The following is an 18,126-nucleotide window of genomic DNA, read 5'->3' on the forward strand; positions in this document are numbered from 1 at the left end:
AAACGACTTCTTTTATGTTTTTTGAGAAATATCACTAAAGATTGCTACAAAATACATGACTTCGCCGGCATCATTTTTAACGGCACTGATTGTCAACCATTCGAGATATTCTTCTCCATTTTTACGCTTATTCCAAATCTCGCCCTGCCAATACCCGTTTTCCTTGAGTTTCTTCCACATCTCTTCATAAAAATCTCGATCATGTCTTCCAGACCTTAAAAGCCGCGGGGTTTGGCCGACAGCTTCTTCTTTTTGATATCCGGTTACAGCACTAAATGCGGGATTTACTTTTTGAATAACGCCTTTAGTGTTGGTGACCATTACACCCTGTCCAGTACTTTCAACAATGTTGTCCGCAAGCCTAAGCTTGTCAGAATAAAACATCCAAACAACTATAATTAAGCTTGCCAAGGCAAACTCTGATAACGCCATGAAACCAATGGCATAATTCCCTGTCATCTGATTGACTGCGGTTAAAATGAGAGGCGGAAAAAATCCCCCAAGTCCTCCCATGGCGGAAACAATTCCATTCACAATGCCGCCTTGTTTTGAAAAATAGAGTGGCACTAGTTTAAACGTGGTTCCATTTCCGATTCCCGAACAAACCGCCACTGTTAAAACTCCAACGGTATATAATGTCATCGTTGGAGAAAAAGAGAGTAGCACACCAGAAATCGTCAATCCTGAAAATACGATGATAAGAACCTTAAATGGATTGAATTTATCCCCCAGCCATCCTCCAAGCGGGCGAAACAACGTACAAATCGTGATAAATCCTGCGGTACGAAATCCTGCATCAACTTCGCTAAGATTAAATTGAGAAACTAAAAAATTGGGAAGATATACGGTAAATGCAACAAATGAGCCAAATGTTATAAAGTAAAAAAGGCTGAGAAACCATAGTTTTTCATCCCGATAAACATTGAGGATTTGCTCCTTTAAAGCTGTTTTAACTTTTGGTTCATGTTTATCGCCCAATAAGAAATTGAGAGCAGCCAATATGATCAGCGGAATGAGAAAAAGCCTGACAGTAACTTCCCATCCCAATTGGTTTGCAAGGATCGGCGCACCAAATGAAGTAAACGCTGTTCCGATGTTTCCGACTCCGTATATCCCATTGACAAATCCATGCCGATCTTTTGAATAGTACTTTGTCAAAGAAGTAACTCCGACAGAGAATATTGCTCCGCCAATACCTAAAAAAAGACCGGCTATTAATAAGTCGTTAAAAGAATCAGCGAGGCTTAAATAATAGACCGGCAGGATTAAAAATAAGAGGCTTACAAGAAAAACCCGCCTCGCGCCAAACCGATTCGTCCAATAGCCTATCGGAACCCGAAGAACAGATCCCAATATTACCGGAATTGCTGTCACCCATGATAATTGCACTGATGAAAGTGCGATATCCTTTTTGATATATGTCATTAATGATGAAATAATGACCCATACCATAAACCCCACAATCAAGCTGAATGTTTGAAGAGGCAGCTGTATGTTTGTTTGCTTCATTTCAGATGACCTTTCTTATAATTTCACGTTATTTCCATAATTCCCAAACAGGTACTATTTATGCATTCCTCAATGAATCCGTTTTTTGGTGTTTTAGGATTCTTAAATAGCCTCCCGGAACACAGTTTCTGTGAAAGAAATTGATAATTCGAGAGCAGTATTGTTGAAAAAGATGTCCTTCACTTAAGAAAAGAATGAAGTTGACAAAAGAACCTGCAACATCCTATGACTGGATATCACATGTTTATTTTGCTTGTTTTGTATATTTCGTATTTAAGAAATCAAACTAAATAAAAAGGAGGGAATATAGTGCTTGATGAGAAAACAATCAAAATTGTGAAGTCAACTGCCCCAGTCTTAAAGGAGCATAGCCATGAAATCGGCAAACGTTTTTATGAATTATTATTTTCAAAAGTGCCTGAGTTACACAATTTGTTTAATCAAACAAATCAAAAGCGCGGTATTCAACAAGAGGCTTTGGCGTATTCTGTGTATGCCGCTGGCGAAAATATCGATCATTTAGAAGCGATAGATCCCGTTATCAAAAGAATTACTGAAAAGCACCGAGCAATCGGCATAAAACCTGAACAATATCCAATTGTGGGCGCAACTCTGCTCAATGCTGTGAAAGATGTGCTGGGCGATGCGGCAACAGAAGAAGTGCTTGGAGCCTGGAAAAAAGCTTACGATGAAATCGCAAAAGCTTTTATCGATATAGAACAAAAGCTTTATGAAGAAACTGAACATCTGCCTGGCGGCTGGAGTGGCTATCGTGATTTTCGCGTTGATCAAAAAGTGGAGGAAAGCAGGCTGATTACATCATTTTATTTAAAGCCGGAGGATGGTAAACCAATCGCTTCTTATAAAGCCGGCCAATATTTAACTTTACAAGCAGAGATTCCAGGTGAAACGTATACCCACATCCGCCATTACAGCCTTTCCGACGCTCCCGGCAAAGATTATTACAGAATCTCCGTCAAACGTGAGGAAGGACGCGGAGGCGCACCGGCTGGCATCGTCTCAACGTACTTGCATCAGCAAGTGCAAACAGGCGATATTCTCAAATTTTCCGCTCCGGCGGGCGATTTCGTCATTAGCAGCAAAGATTTGCCGCTTGTTTTGATCAGCGGAGGCGTCGGCATCACACCATTATTAAGCATGTTAAATACGGTGGCTGAACAACATCCCAACAGACATGTAACATTTATTCATTCAGCAAAAAACAGTGAGTTTCACGCTTTTAAAGAACATGTTGAAAAATTAGCTGAAAAGCATGAGAATATCCGGTCATTTGTGTGCTACGAAGCACCTGCCTCCATGGACCGTTCTCTACTAAACTTTGATAAGGAAGGTTATGTTGACCTGGAGTGGCTTCAGTCCATCCTGCCGGGAAAGGATGCCGATTTTTATTTTTGCGGCCCTCTTCCCTTTATGAAAGCCATTAACGCTGCCCTCAAAAAATGGAACGTATCAAAAAACAACATTCATTATGAAGTGTTTAACCCTGTCGCGATTTTAGAGGAAGAATAAAAAGGAGAGAATTTAGGACGTTGTAAACTATAAAAGGCCTCCCATGAAAAAAGAATACCCTTAAGATTTTTTGCACATTCTTAGGTTCCCCTGACATGCTAAAGGACTGAATACTTCTTCAATTCAGCCCTTTAGCTTAATGACTTAAGCTTTTGTCTTATCATAACGATAAAGTACAGGTTGCAAAATAAATAAACAAAACACAATCCAAATAAAAAGAGAAAGCCACTTTAATAGTGAATCCCATCCGCTCCAAAAAGACATAAAATAAAGGATTGGCAAAATAAAAATCAAACTAAAAAGCAATTTTGAAGCTGTTGTTTCCTTTAGCGGACTTTTACATCTGGGACAAGTTGGCCTCTTTGTTCTAATCAGTTTAGAATTTTCTCTAAAAGTAAACGGTTTCCTGCATACTGGACATTTACTCATTTTCCCGCTCCTTAACAGGGCTTACTTTGTAAAAACAAGCTTGAGCTTTGTTGTTTGCTTTGTTTTTTCTTATAATGCCATGTGGACTTATGCTTATATTTATATTGTTTGTAACACATGCTTCCATCTTTGACAGGCTTCGAAGTTCTGTATTGCTTGATTTTCACCTTTATTAATTTAGGCTCTTCGGATTTTATGGTGGGATTCTACTTCTTTTCACTGTCGAGTCATTCCACAGGGGTTATTTAGAAAACAAGTGTTTAACTTATTATATTATTGATTGCAAAGTTCATTTAAGTGGTGTGTAATAATTTGTTCTGCTTTTTCAATTGTGAATATATCCGGTCTTAAAAGAGCATGAATGGATATGCCTTCAATGATGACAGCAAGTCTTAATTTTTCGATTTCAATATTTATGGTTTTATTTATACAACCTGCTTTTATTAATATTTCAAGCAGTGCTTCCATTAAAATATATTCTCCTTCAGTTAGTTCATCTTTTTTTGCGTTCAAAGCTGCACTAGTAAGTGAGCGGATGGCAAAAACTAGCCAAACACCCGTTTCAGTTTGTTTATCCTGACTCACCGGAACTAATTCTAACAACGTTTCACGTACCGCATTAAGAGGGTTTGTTGACCAGGATATATTCTCCGACCTTTCTCTCCCGCGAGCAAGAAAATATTCCATGATAAATAATAGTAATTCATCTTGGTTTGAGAAATAATGTCTTAGTGCTCCGGTAGACATTCCAGCCTCAGATGCGATTCTGCGGATAGATGCTCTTTCAATGCCTTCCGTTTTGATAATTTTCCAAGCCGTTTCAGCGATGATCTTCCTTTTATGATCATGATCAACGATTTTTGGCACTTAAATCACCTCTTGCTTTTATTTCGCACACTGTGTTATTATCATTTTATCACAGTGTGTGAAATAAATAAATAAGGAGGATATTTAGGTGCTTGAAATCATTGAATCATTAATTCCTACCAACATAGATTTCACAACAGCACTCCTCATTATTGTGCTCTGTGCTTTCATTGACATTTTAAGCCCCGGGGTATTGGCCATCACAGCTTATATCCTTCTAATACAAAGAGAAAAATTGGCATCGCGTTTGATGGTTTTTTTAATATCCACACAAATTTGCTATTTTATGGTGGGTATCTTGGTTTACCTGGGAGTTGGGCAGATAATTGGTTTTATAGAAAGCGTGACTAACAATCAAATTTCAAGTTGGTTTTATACGATACTTGGAGTTGTCCTTGTACTCATTAGTTTTTATAAGCCTAAAAAAGGAATGGAATCCCGGTTTTTAGAGTGGTTACCTAAAGAATTATCAATAAGTGCGATGATTATACTCGGTATTATTGTATTTGCGATCGAGTTTACCACAGCCTTACCGTATTTTTACTCGATATTATTAATGGATGGTTTAGCGTTCAATACCGGCTTGTCCATAAGTATTTTACTTGGCTATAACGTGCTTATGGTACTTCCTTCAATCATATTATTGTTCATTTATATTCTATTTAGAGGTTGGATACAGAATAAGCTTGAAAAACTAAAAACAAAATTATTAAAAGCTCCATTGTCTTCTTTATTAGTGGGAGTGGCAGTTATTGGAGCTGTTTTATTCAATATCGGCATTAGGGGAATTCTATCGTGATATTAGTTATTTGGAAAGGGGATGTAGTGTTATGAAAGAGATTGCAAGCGGTGTAAGTCTACTTCTATTAATCCAAGGAGTTGGAGGTATCATAAACCGATTAGCAGGTGGGGGACCAAGTTGGTTTCTCGTAAATTACATCGAGGCTTTGCAAGGGTATGAAATTATAGCCAGTATGGTGTTAGTTATACTGGGAGCAATTATTGGTGTAGGTTCTCTCAAAATAAAAGGTAAAGATGACTAACCTATTATCTCTTCAAGACCTCATAGTTATTGAACCACCACAAGAAAATGAAAGCGATATGTTGTTTAAAGTGGAAGCAATCAACCCACCAGAACGTTGTCCTGAATGTGGTTTTGACAAGTTATATAAGCACAGTTCACGAAAGCAATTGATTATGGATTTGCCCATTCGTTTAAAGCGAGTGGGCTTACAATTGAACCGTAGACGTTATAAGTGTTGTGAATGTGATTCTACCTTCTGGGAACGCCTTATATCCATTGACGAAAAGCGTAGTATGACCAAAAGGCTTGTAAAAGCTATCGAAGAACAATCCATGTCAAAAACCTTTGTAGAAGTTGCAGAAAACGTTGGTGTTGACGAGAAGACCGTCAGGAACGTTTTTAAGGACTACGTATCATTCAAAGAGCGAGAATACCAGTTTGAGACTCCTAGATGGCTTGGGATAGATGAAATACACATTATCCGTAAACCTCGCCTTGTATTGACTAACGTTGAACGTAGGACTATCTATGACATCAAGACCAACCGTAACAAGGAAACAGTCATTCAACGCCTTTCAGAAATCAGTGACAGGACCTATATTGAATACGTCACAATGGATATGTGGAAGCCTTACAAAGATGCTGTTAATACCGTCTTACCACACGCGAAAGTGGTTGTAGATAAGTTCCACGTTGTCCGAATGGCTAACCAAGCCTTAGACGGTGTTAGAAAGGCTATCAAAGCTAAAATGACAGCTTTGGAAAGGCGTACCCTTATGCGTGAGAGGTTTATCCTTCTAAAGCGTAAACACGATTTAAATGAGCGTGAAGCATTTCTCTTAGATACTTGGTTAGGTAGTCTGCCTGATCTAAAAGAAGCCCATGAACTCAAAGAAGAATTTTACTGGATATGGGATACCGATGATCCTGAAGAAGGCAGAGACCGTTACAGACTGTGGAGAATACATTGTATGTCCAGTAACTCCAAAGACGCTTATAAAGATCTTGTGAGAGCTGTAGACAACTGGCAAGACGAAATATTCAACTACTTCGATAAAAAACTTACAAACGCTTATACAGAATCTATAAACAGTATTATTAGGCAAGTTGAACGAATGGGTAGAGGTTACTCATTTGAAGCGTTACGAGCCAAAATACTGTTTAATGAGAACCTCCATAAGAAACGTAAGCCACGATTTAATTCAAGTGCTTTCAGCAAGGCTATATTATACGACACTTTCAATTGGCATGAAGTAACAGACCACGTCATAACAGGCAACTATGGTGTTGATTTTTCCACACTTATTAAGAAATTGGAAAAGGGTGAATTATAAGCCCTTTTCCACCAAATAATCCGAATACCCTTAATTTATCAAGTGTCTTTCCTACAGCCAATGAAGTTAGGGTTAAAACGTTTGTTTTACTCTGCTCGCAGGAACCCTGGTCCATATACTTGTCAAAGAAATTGCCGCTCCAACCAAAGTGCCTGCCGGAACATTATTTGTTACAGTCCCCATGTATACTTCTTTGTACGCTGACAAACCCATTTCAAATTCTTTCTTTGTTTCTAATGCTACACCATTTAATAAGGTCATGCCCGTTGCAGGGTTATATTGAATATAAGTCGTATGTTTATTTTCCGTAACGATGGCTTCAACGATTCCATTTTCATGGTATGTTGTTTCCAGCGTAAAATGCACCTGCCCATCTTTTACAATTTCCCTTGTCTTTTTCCCTGAGCAATATAGATCGTCAATGGCAGTTTTATGGTCTACAAATCCTTCAGCCGAGACAAAGTCATATGGAGTCACAAAAGAACCACCTGCAAAAAGCAGTACTATTAAAAAATACATTTTCTTTTTCACACTCCCCCCCTGAATATCCAAATAATTACTTTACATTTTATAAAAAGGGGTCATTTTGCACAATACTTTTGTCAACGTAAATTTCCTAAAGTCAACAAATCGCTTTTTGTATGCCACAGGAATGTATCGACATCTTGGACGGAAAAAAGTCATCGTCGGCCGTTTCGGCCTTGATTCGAAAGAAGAGAAAACGCGAAAAAGCGGGCACTAAGGAAGATGTTTCAGAAGTTTGATCGGACGGAGAAGGAAAAGCGGAAATAATATCAGTCAGAGGCCGGGAGGAAGACAAAATCGGCCTCTTGACTCTTTATTCCATGCGCTTGAGCAGACATTTTCTTTCATTACAATCCGCTGCAAGAAGTTGTCATGGCAAGACCGTCTTTCTGCCATTGGACAATGCCGCCGCTCAAACTCAATACTTGTTTGAAACCGCCGTTAGCTTGAAGAATGCTGGCTCCGATGGCAGATCGGGCTCCGGAATGGCATTGCACAAGAATCGGACAGTCTCTTCTAATTTCATCGAGCCGTTCTGGGAGCGTTCCCAGCATGATGTGTTGCGAATTTGGAATATGACCTTCCTGCCATTCAGTCAGATTGCGAACATCAAGCACGTGCACGAATCCGTCATCCACTAATTTTGCGATCTCAGGTGGCGTGATCTCCGCGTACGATTCAAGTGAAAAAGCACCGCTTGCCAGGATTTTGTCCCGATCCATAAACCCTGCCGCATTGTCAATGCCCACAGAGCGCAGCGCTTCCAGGAGTTCGTTCACTTCTGCCGGATTCGTTATGAAGTACACAGGACGAGTGTAGTCGATGAGCCAGCCTGCCCAGTTCGTAAACGCCTTGTTGAATGGAATGTTGATTGTGCCTTTGATATGCCCTTCAGCAAATTCTCGGGAAGTGCGGGTATCCACAATTTGCTCTTTTCCCTGCAAATCTTTCACTTGTTCAATCGATGTAATCTCTGGAACAGCAGAAAGATCTTTAAGCAATGCAGGGCCTTCTTTATTTACTCGTTTCATCACAGCGAAATACTTTGGCGGTTCTGGTTGCCCGTCAAGCAAGGCTTTAACGAATGTTTCTTCATCGGTGTATGCCATTGCCCAGTTAAACATCTTTTCGTAACCGACAGTCGTAGTTGGAATGGCTCCCAATGCCTTGCCGCAAGCGCTGCCTGCGCCATGAGCCGGCCAAACCTGCAAGTAATCCGGGAGTTGTTTAAACTTTCCAAGGGACTTGAACATCTCTCTTGCCCCCGATTGTGACGTTCCTTTGATCCCCGCCGCTTTTTCGAGCAAATCGGGTCTGCCAATGTCGCCCACAAAGACGAAATCTCCTGTAAAGATGCCGATTGGACGATCCGCATTTCCTCCGCCGTCCGTCAACAGAAAGGAAATGCTTTCCGGGGTATGGCCGGGAGTATGCATAACCTCAAACATCAGGTTTCCGATGGAAAAGCGATCGCCGTCTTTCACAAGTTGATGTTTCAATTCATCGACATATTGGTATTTCCAATCTGCGTCCCCTTCATCGGAAAGATACAGCTTCGCTTGATGTGTAGCGCCGAGTTCGCGAGCGCCGGAAACAAAGTCGGCGTGGATATGGGTTTCTGCGGCCGCTGTGATGTTTAGCCCTTCATCTTCGGCTGCTTGTAAATATGGTTTTAGATTGCGGCCGGGATCAATGACAATTGCCTCTCCTGTTTTTTGGCAGCCAACCAGATAGGATGCATGGGCCAGCTTTTCATCGTAAAAATAGCGCAATAACATGTTGTATTCCTCCTCTTGAAACATTTAACGGAATATGTCCTTTTGAGTTCGCATCATGCTTTGTCTTGCCTCTTACATCAGTCCTTTTAACATGCCATTCCAATACATGATGGGAAGCAATCTTCTTTTTAACAGGTACATGCTGAATCGTTCCTTGGACTGATCAAATGGAAACGTTTCTTGCGGCACCTTGTGATAGTCAAACTCAGCCAGCACGAGTTTGTTGTATCCTGTAACCAAGGGGCACGAGGTATATCCATCGTACTTTGCTTCTAATGAAGATCCTTTGATCAAGGACATCAGATTTCGCACCACAACCGGAGCCTGTTTACGAACTGCAGCTCCCGTTTTGGACGTCGGCAGGTTGGCACAGTCACCAATTCCGAAAACATTGGCAAACTTTTTGTGCTGCAGCGTGTACGGATCAACATCGACCCAGCCGCCGGCATCCGCCAATGCGCTTTCTTTGATGAAGAGAGGTGCTTTCATCGGCGGCGTCACATGAAGAAGATCATATGCTAATACTTCCTGCTCTCCCGTCTCCAAGTTTTCGAACAAGGCTTCTTTTGAATCAGGCTGAATTTCGATTAGATTTCTCTTGTACATCGTGTGGATATCCTTGCGCCTGACGACTTTTTCGAGCGCATTTGCATATTTGGGGACATCAAAAATGATCGATTTCGCCGATGCGAAAATAATGTCCGACTGATGGCGAACATTTGACTTGCGAAAATAGTCATCTGCTAAGTACATAATTTTCTGTGGAGCTCCCCCGCACTTCACGGGAGAATCAGGATGAGTGAAAATGGCGGTTCCGCCTTTAAAATTGCGGATGTTTTCCCAAGTGCTGTCTACCGTATGATATGAATAGTTGCTGCAAACCCCGTTTTTTCCAACCGCATCTTTCAAACCTTTGACCCCGTCCCAATCGATTTGCAAACCGGCTGCCGCCACGAGATAATCGTAGGAAACGATCGTTCCTTGTTTTGTAAGAAGTGTGTTCTGATTCGGGCGAAACTCAGTTACAGCATCGCCGATCAAGTCGACCCCGCCAGGAATCAGGGAAGCTAAATCGCGCTCAGACTCTTCCTTCTTCGCTGCGCCGCCTCCAACTAATGTCCACAAAGGCTGGTAATAGTGCTTTGTTTGCGGGTCAATGATGGCAATTTGTCCTTTGAGTGTTTTAGAAGCCCGAACGAGACGGGCGGCGACAGAGATGCCAGCAGTCCCACCTCCAACAATGACAATGGAATAACGAGCCTGTCTTGCCATGGTCAACCCCCTTATGTTTATAGAAAGTTGCTGTTTGTCTTAAAGATGTGTCTCTCGTTTTTTAAGTTACCATCCATCTTCCTTTTTTGTATAGGGGAACTCCCCTACTTTTATTTGAGCACCGTCTTCCCAAGCTGACAAGGTTAAGGGGCAGTATGTTAGAACGTCAGATCGAGATATTTGTTTTTGATCGCATATTGGATTAATTCGTGTTTCGAGTCCAGTTTTAATTTCTGCATCATATTTGTTTTATGATTTTCGACGGTTTTGACGCTGATTGAGAGTTTATCGGCAATCTCCTTATTGGCATAACCCAGCACAATGAATCTGAGAATCTCCTTTTCGCGAACAGTTAAAACAGAAGGCGGCTTTTGGGACTCTGAATTCAGCCATTGATCAATGATGTCCTGCGATACAGATGTCTTATAATAGAGATTTCCCCTGTACACTTCGACAATCGCCTGATAAAGCAACTGATAATGACTGTTTTTCAAGACGTATCCATGGGCCCCCGCCTCTATCGCTTTTTGGATAAAAATTTCTTTATCATGCATTGTCAAAATCACGATTTTAACAGAAGGGTTCATCTTTCGGATCGCAGTGCTCGCTGTGAATCCGTCCAACCCGTTTGGCATCGACAAATCCATCAGCACGACATCCGGTTTCAACTGTCCGGCCTTAAAAACGGCTTCGTTGCCATTGTTGCTTTCTCCCGCAATTTCGATTTCAGAAAAACCTTCCAAAAGCACACGGATGCCCTTGCGGATCATCATGTGGTCATCGACCAGCAATACCTTGATCACTCCCCCTCCCCTCCTTGTCCTGTACTTTCACTTTAATTGTCGTTCCTTTCTGAAGTGCGGAGTGAATTCGAAGGCTTCCTTCCATCTGATTGACTCTTTCTTCCATATGTTTGAATCCCAAGCCTTCCTCTGTCAGCCCGCGATCAAAACCAATGCCATTGTCCTGAATCATCAAAATAAGCTCGCCATCTTCTTTGTACAATATGACCTTAATATGTGTCGCCTGCGAATATTTCAGGGCATTATGCAGCGCCTCCTGAATGATGCGGTATAAATTGATTTCCAAAACCGGCAGCAAGCGAATGCTGACATTGCTTGAGGCAAACGTAATAGAAACATCCTGATGAGTCTTGTTTAAGCTGGACACAAGGTGCTTGACAGCAGGAATCAGCCCCAGCTGATCGAGACTGTGCGGCCGCAGCTGAAGAGAGTAGAGCTTGACGTCTTGGATCGCTTTTTCCAGTTCATCGATGATTTCCTGCATGTACTCTCTAAATGTTTCTTCCTGCTCCATGCGCGATTGAATCGCTTGAATACCTACTGAAACCGAATAAAGCGATTGTCCTACGCCATCGTGCAGTTCCTGGGCCAGCCGCTTGTGTTCGTTTTCCTGAGTTTCTAGCGTTTTTTGCAGAACCAGCTTGGAGATCCGCGCTTCCTCTTCCTTTTTCTTTATCGTTAAATCTTTCAGGACCAAAAGAACTTCCATTTGATCGCCGTTTTCAGAAATGACAGCCGTACTCATCTCCATGTCAACGAATCGTCCCTCATATGTGGGCATCGAGGAAAGAAAATAAGGAACTTCCCGCTTGGCCAGCAAATAACAACGCTCTTCTCCCGCTTCCAATTTTCTCGTTTGGCAGTAGGAACAGTACGGAACCTTGTCACCTAATTTCCATCCCGTCATCTTCTCTGCGGACGGATTCATCACCAGAATTCTGCGTTCCTGATCCATCATGATGATTCCATCCTGCAAATGGTCGAAGATCTGCCTTAAATAGCCGCTTTCCATTGACTTTCCTTCTTCTTTATACCGTTCAAAAAAAGTCGGGTTTTGACACATCATGGCCCCTCCCTTTAGCTATCTATTCCTCGTACAACTGATAGACTCTTTTTAACTTCTGTTCAAGCTGCTCAAAATGAACAAAACGCGCTTCTCTTAGACATTCGGTTCCCTCAATAAACAAAAGAAGCACAGGAATTGTGAAGACTGAAAACCAGCCGGCAACCTCCTTCACTATATCAGCGTTGATATGCCCTAATTTAATCTTTGGAAAGCGAGTCAACAGTACTCTAAGCTGCGGCAGAACAGCGTGACAGACTGTGCATTGAGGCCTTGATATATATATAAAACTTAATTTATGACCGGTTATAAACTTCTCAATTGCCGCCATTGAAGTCAGCTCTGTAATCTCTTTCATCCAATCCCTCCTTCAAAACAGAAAATATAGAAAACTTTAAACATTAATGTAAGATATCAAACCAGATTTTCACAGTTGTAATCAAAATAACGAATATCAGAATACCTTGAAGAACTTTAGCCTTCATCTTCTTGCCAATTAAAACACCTAGCGGGGATGCCATTAGGCTGGCAGCTATTATAATCAAAGCCGGCATAATAGGAACATGTCCAATGATGAGCTTTGTAGCTGTTGTTCCAATCGATGAAATAAATGTAACTGCGAGCGATGTTGCGATTGTGATTCGTGTAGGTATTTTTAAAACGACTAACATTAGCGGAACAAGCAGAAAAGCGCCGCCGGCACCGACAATGCCTGAAGCCAAGCCGACTGCAAAAGTAATTACTGAGGTTAATATCTTCGGAAAGCGAACGTGATCACTGTGATTACCTTCTGTTCCTGTCTTTGGAATAAGCATCATGACTGCGGCGATTATCGCCAATATTCCGTAAACCAAGTTTATGAAATCTTCGGAGAAAAAATGTGACCCATAACCACCGACTAGACTTCCGATCAGAATACTTAATCCCATGATGGAGATCAGTTCTTTATTTAAGTAACCGCCTTTCCGGTAAGCCCATACACCGGAAAATGTTGCAACAAAAACCTGGACTGCGACAATACCTGAAACCTGGTGAGCATTAAAGCCTGTAAACCCAAATAACACAGGAATATATAATAATAAAGGGTAATTAAGAATTGCCCCGCCGACACCAAGCATTCCGGACATAAAAGAACCAACAAATCCGATGAAAAATATGAGAAGAATAAAAGAGATGTCCACCGACTTTCCTCCTTTCCTTCAATAAAAAGGGGAATAGTCCCCCCTTTTTATCACCTTAACCTTTTTTAAGCCAAAACTTTAGTACACCATCTTCCTCAGTACCTTTAAGCAATTCATGGCCGCCTGACTTCGCCCATGCTGTCAGATCACTTTTTGCCCCTTTATCAGTGGCGTGTACTTCTAACACTTCTCCGGATTGCAATTCATCCATAGCTTTTTTTGTTTTCACAATTGGCATCGGGCACGCGAATCCTTTAACATCTATCACTTTATCTGATTTCATGTTTTATCTCTCCCTATCTTCAAATCTATACTCATCCATGAACCGCGCAACGGTTTGGTCCAATTTCCATCTCACTTTGCCTGTCAGCATCCGGCGTTATTTTGCCCATGTTGGTTTGACGGATTTCCTGATAGGCATTTGGCTGTGGCGGCAGGTTTTCTGATACAGCACTTCTGAATTCATTTTCATCCAGATTTAAACCGGCATTCTTTTTATATACATCACTCAGCTTAGCTTGAACCTGCCCTTGATCGCCTAATTCACTGACTGACGAAAAATGAGCTGGAAGCACAATCAAGTCACCTGATATTTGTTTGTATTTTTCATGCAATGTGTTACGTAAATCCTCTGCCCAGTCCCCGGCTTTTCCAGCCAAGTCTGGCCGGCCGATTGATTCAACAAATAAAATATCTCCTGTTAACAAATAGTGATTATCAACAATTAAAGATGTGCTTCCAATCGTATGGCCCGGTGAGTAGATAGGCTCCACTTTCATGCTTGTGTTTCCTATCGAAACATCATGACCTTCAATTAACGGTTCATGCGAAAATTGCACTTCCTCAGCATCTTTTGGCGGCAGGTAGTATGAGGCTCCTGTACGCTCACGAAGTAAACGTGCGCCAGAAATATGATCCGCATGTAAATGTGTATCGACCACATGTTTAATCGTAACGTTTCTCTCTTTTGCAAAATCTATATATGCGTCTACAGTACGAGCAGGGTCAACTATAATCGCTTCTCCGTCAGTCTCAATAAAATAGGATAAACAGCCTTTCCCCATTCTTACGAATTGATAGATCGAGCCCCCTTCTTTCAAGTTTCCGATTTTTACCGGATGTAAAAATTCGCTCCACGCTTTCATGCCGCCTTCAAGTGCAAAAACTCTTTCAAAACCGGCATCCACTAAATGCTGTGCAACCATCTCCGAAGACCCTTGTTTGGCACAAACCACCAGAACATCTTGATCTTTGGGAACTTGGCCTGCAATTTTATCTACACCATCAATTAAATCAAAATACGGAACATTTAAATGTTCAACCCGGCTGCCCTCGATTTTCCAATCACTAAAGGCATCTTTATTTCGTACGTCTAAAATAAAAAACGATTCTTTTCCTAATAATTTTTCGGTTACTTCTTTTGGTGAAATGATTGTAAAGTCCACTTCTAAACCTCCTTAGAATGTTAGAATCTCATTGGCACATGTTGCAATGGTCGCAACTTTTGCAGCCGTTCAATTTATTGATCATTTTTCAATAGGCCCTGACCACTCCTCCATTCCCCGCGCCACATTTTCAACGTCTTTAAAGCCGTTAGCTGCAAGCTGTTTAGCTGCCAGATCGCTTCTATTACCTGTACGGCAAACAACGTAAATTTTCTCTTCTCTATTCAGTTCCTTTGCTCTTTTTTCAAGTTCACCTAATGGGATTGAAATCGCTCCTGGAATATGGCCGAAACGGTATTCTGCAGGTTCCCGAACATCAACGACTGTTATCCGTTCTCCCGCCTCTACCTTTTTTTGAAGCTCTTCATTTTGAATCACATAAGGAAACGTTTTTTCTTTCTTTATTTCCGAGTGACCTGCTTTACGAAGAAAATGCTTTAATATATTTCCGTCTTCTGTCGTCCCGAGATACTGGTGGCCGCTTCCCTTTGCCCATGCCTGTATATCAGCAAGAGACCCTTTATCAGTAGCATGCACTTCCATTACCTGCCCCGGTTCTAACTCATTCATGGCCTTTTTCGTTTTTACAACGGGCATTGGACAAGCAAGCCCCTTCGCATCTAACACGCGGTCAGATTTGATGTTCATCAATCATCCCTCCATACTCATTTTCAGTATCAAAGTTCCATTTGATCGCTCCGGCAACCCTATTCCTTAAAGCACCGTTTAATTTGGAGACCGTTATATAAATAAATTCACTTTTGCTTCGTTGGCATCCCCGAGATATGCGGCAACTCCTGCATAATCAATACCGTCGATAAGTTCTTCTTTTTGCAAGCCTAACAAGTCCATTGTCATTGTACAGGCAACAAGCTTAACTCCTTGTTCTTGCGCCATTTCAATCAGCTGAGGCAGAGACAGCACGCCGTGCTTTTTCATGACATGTTTGATCATTTTAGGCCCGATACCGGCAAAATTCATTTTAGATAATCCGAATTTCTTTGAACCCCGGGGCATCATAAAGCCGAATGCTTTTTCAAGCGGCCCTTTCTTTACCGGCACCGGTTCATCCTTTCTTAAAGCGTTAAGCCCCCAAAATGTATGAAAAATTGTTACCTCATGATCATAAGCAGCGGCTCCATTAGCAATAATAAAAGCGGCAATCGCCTTATCTAAGTCACCGCTAAATAAAACAATGGTCGTTTTTTCTTTTTGGTCTGACATAGATCAACTCTCCTATTTCCATATACTAATACCCGTATGGGTATATAAAAAATAAAAAAATATAAGTTTCAGCTCTTTATACCCTTAAGGGGTTTTCTTTTAACTAAGGGTATACAGAGGCTGTATTATCAACAGCCATCTTAACACTATCTGCTTTTAACCAATAAATTAACGGCTTCTTGAATGAGGTCTTCGGTATCTTCTCCTCTTTCGATTTGAAGGCGAACGCATTTCTCCAAGTTGCTGCTTACAACAACACCAATGGCGCGATCTAATGCGGAACGAACCGCTGACATTTGGCTTACGAGCTCTTTACACTCTTTTCCTTCATCCATCATTTTTAATATCCCTCGAACTTGACCCTCCACTCGTTTGATCCTATTTTTTAATTGATCATCGTATTCCATCAGATAACCTCCCATTTTCTTATGATGATAGCATATCATTTTTATCAACAGTTTCGCGAAACCGTTACTATGCGGATATGAACTGTCCTGCATTTCTGTCATATTCGTTAAGAATCCAGCCTGTGACGACTTTTTGTACAAAACAGCCTATCTCCCGCACAATACATATACCCCTATGTGTATAATATACTGAACTGCTGAGGATAAATCAAATTTTAAGCTTCTGTCGCGGACCCGAGCGCTGATGAAGATGTTTCATGTGTTTTACCTTGTGGAGAAGGGAAGTGAAGCAGAAAAAGCCGGATCGTTTTCCGGCTTCCGCTATTTCATTTCAAAAACAAGAAATCACTTTATGCTGCTGGATATAAACATTGAAGCATCTTGATTCATAAAAATACGATGGCCGTGATAGAATGTTTTCATTTCAGTTGATTTAAATCCAACATCGGATAATCTTTTTTTCAATTCTCCGTGCGAAAAACCGCTGTGAACTTTCGGATGTTGAATTTTATCGTTTTTGTCAAAATCAATAATCATGAGCTTTCCGCCATTATTTAAAACACCGAACAATTCTTGTAAAATTTTATTCGTATCCGGAATATGAAGAAGGACTAGTGACATTAAAACGATGTCTGCCTTCAGTTCAGGAGTTTCTTGGGTAAAATCTGAATAAAGCACTTTTGCGTTGGCGATTCCTTTGCGAGAAATTTTAGCTTTCGCCACCTCCAGCATTTGTTTTGATGAATCGACCAACAAAATAGAATGTACTAAATCTGATAATTCTAAACTAATGAGACCCGTACCGCTCCCATAGTCGATTAAAGATTTTGATTGACTATTTCTCAATTCCTGTCTTACTTCATTCACGATCACTTTTGCTAATTCAATTCTTTCTTCTGTATCATATCGTTTTGCCATCTGTTCAAAAACGTTATTTTCCATATTCCACTTCCTATTTATTTTTAGATGGTTTACTAAAACTATGCTAACACCTTACATATTTCCGTTTGAAACCAAGGCGGCCTCTCTCAACATCCATTTGAATATTTTTGGAAGCGTTCAGGATACTGCTTTTTTTCTTGTCCCGCCGAAGTTCGACCGGGCCTACTGCTTTTGCGGTTTCAACCGCCTTTTCATGGAGCGGCAAATATGAAATCCCGACTGTGTAGATAAAGTTATTCATAGCCGATTTTGTTCGATCCGGAGAATCGTGAATCGCATGTTCCACCTGATCAAGCATACCGGCAATTTTGGTCACATTAAATTCATCGTCCGATCGATTACCTAAAAGCCAGCAGTAACAGCTCCAGCCTGCCGACATTCTGAGTTCTTCCCCGCTTGAAATCCATTTATCTGCGACAGCTTGCGCAAAATCGGTTTCTGCCAAAGTTACTGCAACAACATAATCAGATAGCATATAGAAATACGCCTCATCGATCCAGCGCTCAAAATCCGCTTCAGTCATTGTGATTGGGTCAGCAATAATGCCGGCAAAATACATGGCATCGTAGTTCCCGGTAGCGTAAAGCTGCTGCGCCAAAGGTTGATTTTTCTTGATTTTCTTTGCAAGCGGCTTCATTTTGCCTGTAGCCACACCAAAAAGCGGTTCGTGTGCACCATTCGTTATGTATCTTTTTTTCATATTTTCCGTACCCAGCGCTTCAAGTTCCTTCATAACCGTTTCAAAATCCATGCTTTCACTTCCCTCTGTAAATTAAATTCATTTCTTTGATTC

The 18,126-nt window shown here is 41.2% G+C and carries 20 protein-coding genes; 4 read left to right on the forward strand and 16 right to left on the reverse strand.

What is annotated here, in order from left to right; genetic code table 11:
* Positions 1–12: 12 nt before the first annotated feature.
* Positions 13–1,509, reverse strand: a complete 1,497-nt coding sequence (locus MHH76_RS14130) for an MFS transporter (protein ID WP_326337395.1) — start codon at positions 1,507–1,509, stop codon at positions 13–15.
* A gap of 309 nt (positions 1,510–1,818) precedes the next feature.
* Between MHH76_RS14130 and hmpA the strand changes: the two genes are divergently transcribed.
* Entirely contained in the window at positions 1,819–3,039 is a 1,221-nt protein-coding gene (hmpA, locus tag MHH76_RS14135; protein WP_020452310.1) for an NO-inducible flavohemoprotein, read from the forward strand.
* A gap of 702 nt (positions 3,040–3,741) precedes the next feature.
* Here the strand turns inward: hmpA and MHH76_RS14140 are convergent.
* Positions 3,742–4,335 (reverse strand): TetR/AcrR family transcriptional regulator, encoded by a 594-nt coding sequence (locus MHH76_RS14140; RefSeq protein ID WP_020452312.1) that lies wholly within the window; start codon positions 4,333–4,335, stop codon positions 3,742–3,744.
* 88 nt (positions 4,336–4,423) lie between these two features.
* Between MHH76_RS14140 and MHH76_RS14145 the strand changes: the two genes are divergently transcribed.
* The 3 genes from MHH76_RS14145 to MHH76_RS14155 are packed head-to-tail and all read left to right on the forward strand — an operon-like array spanning position 4,424 to position 6,693.
* Positions 4,424–5,134, forward strand: a complete 711-nt coding sequence (locus tag MHH76_RS14145; protein WP_020452313.1) for a GAP family protein — start codon at positions 4,424–4,426, stop codon at positions 5,132–5,134.
* A 31-nt stretch (positions 5,135–5,165) separates the two neighbouring features.
* Positions 5,166–5,378, forward strand: a complete 213-nt coding sequence (locus tag MHH76_RS14150) for a hypothetical protein (protein ID WP_040037657.1) — start codon at positions 5,166–5,168, stop codon at positions 5,376–5,378.
* Entirely contained in the window at positions 5,371–6,693 is a 1,323-nt protein-coding gene (locus tag MHH76_RS14155; protein ID WP_020452314.1) for an ISL3 family transposase, read from the forward strand. Before MHH76_RS14150 ends, MHH76_RS14155 begins: the two co-directional genes overlap by 8 nt.
* A 72-nt stretch (positions 6,694–6,765) precedes the next feature.
* Here MHH76_RS14155 and MHH76_RS14160 read toward each other — a convergent pair whose 3' ends face one another.
* From MHH76_RS14160 to MHH76_RS14225, 14 genes are all read right to left on the reverse strand, one after another.
* On the reverse strand, positions 6,766–7,224 hold the full coding sequence (locus tag MHH76_RS14160) for a hypothetical protein (protein WP_023855289.1): 459 nt from the start codon (positions 7,222–7,224) through the stop codon (positions 6,766–6,768).
* 341 nt (positions 7,225–7,565) lie between these two features.
* Positions 7,566–8,996, reverse strand: a complete 1,431-nt coding sequence (locus MHH76_RS14165; RefSeq protein WP_020452316.1) for an MBL fold metallo-hydrolase — start codon at positions 8,994–8,996, stop codon at positions 7,566–7,568.
* A gap of 72 nt (positions 8,997–9,068) precedes the next feature.
* Entirely contained in the window at positions 9,069–10,268 is a 1,200-nt protein-coding gene (locus MHH76_RS14170) for an FAD/NAD(P)-binding oxidoreductase (protein WP_043054403.1), read from the reverse strand.
* 158 nt (positions 10,269–10,426) lie between these two features.
* The gene (locus tag MHH76_RS14175; protein ID WP_043054404.1) at positions 10,427–11,071 is read right to left on the reverse strand and encodes a response regulator transcription factor; all 645 of its coding nucleotides are present in this window, start codon (positions 11,069–11,071) and stop codon (positions 10,427–10,429) included.
* A complete protein-coding gene (locus MHH76_RS14180) occupies positions 11,046–12,137 on the reverse strand; it encodes a PAS domain-containing sensor histidine kinase (RefSeq protein WP_043054405.1) in 1,092 nt (363 codons plus the stop codon). The genes MHH76_RS14175 and MHH76_RS14180 overlap by 26 nt, the downstream gene beginning before the upstream one ends.
* A gap of 19 nt (positions 12,138–12,156) precedes the next feature.
* Complete coding sequence (locus MHH76_RS14185) at positions 12,157–12,492, reverse strand: thioredoxin family protein (protein WP_043054406.1); 336 nt, start codon at positions 12,490–12,492, stop codon at positions 12,157–12,159.
* A gap of 43 nt (positions 12,493–12,535) precedes the next feature.
* Complete coding sequence (locus MHH76_RS14190) at positions 12,536–13,315, reverse strand: sulfite exporter TauE/SafE family protein (RefSeq protein WP_043054407.1); 780 nt, start codon at positions 13,313–13,315, stop codon at positions 12,536–12,538.
* 55 nt (positions 13,316–13,370) lie between these two features.
* Positions 13,371–13,598: a sulfurtransferase TusA family protein gene (locus MHH76_RS14195; RefSeq protein ID WP_043054408.1), complete on the reverse strand. Its 228-nt coding sequence runs from the start codon at positions 13,596–13,598 to the stop codon at positions 13,371–13,373.
* 31 nt (positions 13,599–13,629) lie between these two features.
* Entirely contained in the window at positions 13,630–14,760 is a 1,131-nt protein-coding gene (locus tag MHH76_RS14200; RefSeq protein WP_048350332.1) for an MBL fold metallo-hydrolase, read from the reverse strand.
* 81 nt (positions 14,761–14,841) lie between these two features.
* The gene (locus MHH76_RS14205; protein ID WP_043054410.1) at positions 14,842–15,408 is read right to left on the reverse strand and encodes a sulfurtransferase TusA family protein; all 567 of its coding nucleotides are present in this window, start codon (positions 15,406–15,408) and stop codon (positions 14,842–14,844) included.
* A 93-nt stretch (positions 15,409–15,501) separates the two neighbouring features.
* Positions 15,502–15,984, reverse strand: a complete 483-nt coding sequence (locus MHH76_RS14210) for a DsrE/DsrF/DrsH-like family protein (RefSeq protein WP_020452325.1) — start codon at positions 15,982–15,984, stop codon at positions 15,502–15,504.
* A gap of 146 nt (positions 15,985–16,130) precedes the next feature.
* Positions 16,131–16,391 (reverse strand): metal-sensitive transcriptional regulator, encoded by a 261-nt coding sequence (locus tag MHH76_RS14215; RefSeq protein ID WP_009327831.1) that lies wholly within the window; start codon positions 16,389–16,391, stop codon positions 16,131–16,133.
* A 345-nt stretch (positions 16,392–16,736) separates the two neighbouring features.
* Positions 16,737–17,333, reverse strand: a complete 597-nt coding sequence (locus MHH76_RS14220; RefSeq protein WP_020452327.1) for a methyltransferase domain-containing protein — start codon at positions 17,331–17,333, stop codon at positions 16,737–16,739.
* 43 nt (positions 17,334–17,376) lie between these two features.
* Positions 17,377–18,084, reverse strand: a complete 708-nt coding sequence (locus MHH76_RS14225) for a DNA alkylation repair protein (RefSeq protein WP_020452328.1) — start codon at positions 18,082–18,084, stop codon at positions 17,377–17,379.
* Positions 18,085–18,126 lie beyond the last annotated feature (42 nt).

Source organism: Bacillus sp. FSL L8-0193 (genome assembly GCF_037976065.1).
In the GTDB taxonomy this organism is placed as follows: Bacteria; Bacillota; Bacilli; order Bacillales; family Bacillaceae; genus Bacillus; species Bacillus paralicheniformis.